Source organism: Bacillus cereus group sp. N21, assembly GCF_016483395.1.
In the GTDB taxonomy this organism is placed as follows: domain Bacteria; phylum Bacillota; class Bacilli; order Bacillales; family Bacillaceae_G; genus Bacillus_A; species Bacillus_A pseudomycoides.
Map to the genome: position 1 here is coordinate 1 of NZ_JAEHBX010000170.1, position 2,470 is coordinate 2,470.

A 2,470-nucleotide genomic window follows, 5' to 3' on the forward strand; every position below is an offset into this window, starting at 1 on the left:
GAAGCTGTTGTACTGGTAAGAGAGGATCATCCAGGAGACAAACGATTGGTAGCTTATGTAGTTGGTGAAGGAAGTGTTCATGAATGGCGGGAGCATCTGAAAACACATTTACCGAATTACATGGTTCCGGCACACTTTGTCGAGATGGCATTTTTACCACTCACACCGAATGGAAAACTCGATTTAAAAGCATTGCCTGTACCTGATGAACCATCTACTGAAAATACTGTATACCCACGAACTCCGATGGAAGAGCTCGTTGCATCGGTATGGAGTCAAGTGCTAGGCATAGAAAATATTGGTGTCCAGGATTCCTTCTTCGATCGAGGTGGCCACTCGTTGCTCGCTACCCAAGTTGTATCTCGGTTAAAAGAGGCATTACAAATCGAACTGTTAGTACGTGAACTGTTTGAGCATTCAACAGTAGAGGCGTTGGCGAAGCGACTGGATCAGTTGCGTAAAGGAGACAAAATACAAGAGATTCCACCGCTTATGCCGATGGAACGGGGAGAGGCCATTTCGCTCTCCTATGCCCAACAGCGCCTGTGGTTCATCGATCAATTCACACCTAATAGTGCACTTTATAATATACCGATGGTATGCCGTCTTACAGGGAATTGGGTACCCGAAGCATTGGAGACGGGATGGAATCAGCTGATAGAGCGTCATGAATCTTTGCGAACGGTGTTCCATGAAGTGGATGGTCATCCTGTGCAGCAGATTCAACCATATGCTTTCCGGTTCCTTCCCCAAATAGATCTAACTACGCTTTCTTCCGAAGAGCGAGAAATCGTAATGGAAAAATGGATCCAAAACGAAGCCGAAGCGCCATTTGACTTAGGACAAGGTCCGTTGATCCGTGGGCAAATCGTGCAAATCGCAGAAGAAGAATGGATTCTTCTTTGTACCATGCATCATATTATCTCGGATGGCTGGTCGATGGAAATCTTGCTCCAAGAATGGATGGCATTCTATGAAGAAGCGGTTGGTGGAAAACCAGCAGAACTCGCACCATTACCGGTTCAATATGCCGACTTTGCCCAATGGCAAAGGGAATGGATGAAAGAAGAAGTACTTGATCAGCAGCTTGCATATTGGAAGGAAGAGCTGTCTGGCGAGTTACCAGTCTTAATGTTGCCGATGGATCGTCCTCGTCCTGCGGTGCAAATCCATCGTGGATCGACACATACTGTGTTGTTGTCACGCTCGTTACGCGACAAACTGAACGAACTTAGTCGTCAAGAAGGGTCGACGCTCTTCATGACCTTACTGGCATCGTATCAAAGCTTCCTCGCTCGTTATACAGGACAATCGGATATTCTTGTCGGAAGCCCGATTGCAAACCGGAATTATCGCGAGATTGAAGGGTTGATTGGTTTCTTCGTCAACACGTTGGTTTATCGGGCTGATCTGAGTGGCGCACCGACATTCCAAGAGTTGTTGTCTCAGGTACGGACAAAAGCATTGAAGGCGTATGAATACCAAGATGTTCCGTTTGAAAAGATTGTAGAAGTCATACAACCCGAGCGTAGTACAAGTCATTCTCCGATCTTCCAAACCATGTTTACCTTGCAAAACACGCAACAAGAGCTTCCAGAGCTTCATGGAAGAAGTTTAGAAGCGATGGAAAGTCATGCTTCGATCGCCAAGTTTGATTTGAGTTTAAGCGCCGCAGAGGTGGAAGAGGGTTTATTCCTTTGTTTTAACTATAAGAATGATTTATTTGACGTTGTAACGATCAGACGTATGGCTGAACATTTTGAAAACTGGTTGAATGAAATCATGGAACATCCCGATAAATCACTGACGAAGTTGACGATGCTATCGGAATTAGAGAAGCAATTGCTGGAAGAGTGGAATGATAATGCTGTAGCGTATCCACGTGAGAGTGTGATCCATAAACTGTTTGAAGATCAAGTGGATCGTACACCTGACACGGTGGCGGTGGTGGATGGAAATCAACAGTTGACGTATCGAGAGCTGAATGAGAAAGCAAACCAATTGGCCCATTATCTCCAGAAATGTGGGATTGGGACCGAGTCATTGGTCGGTCTCTGCTTCCAGCGTTCAGTTGAGATGATTGTTGGTCTCATGGGGATCTTGAAAGCTGGTGCAGCCTATGTTCCATTGGATCCATCGTATCCAGAAAGTCGCCTACGATATATTCTGGAGGACACAGGGATTCAAGTATTGGTCACGAACGAAGCATTAGAAGGTTGGATACCTGAAGAAATCGAAGCAGTTTGTTTGGATCGGGATCAAGCGATGATCTCGCGAGAAAGCATCCTTTCACCAATATGTAAAGTGACAGGAGAAAACTTGGCGTATGTTATCTATACTTCGGGATCAACAGGGAACCCGAAGGGAGTTATGGTAGAGCATCACAATGTGATTCGTTTATTTAAATCAACGGAATGTTGGTATCAGTTTGATGAAAAAGATACTTGGACGCTTTTCCATTCTTATGCGT

General features: G+C 45.2%; 1 protein-coding gene. It reads left to right on the top strand.

The genetic code is table 11. The annotated features are described in order from the left end of the window. The coding region (locus JDS96_RS30180) for a condensation domain-containing protein (protein WP_199669054.1) at positions 1-2,470 on the top strand (2,470 nt) is incomplete at both ends.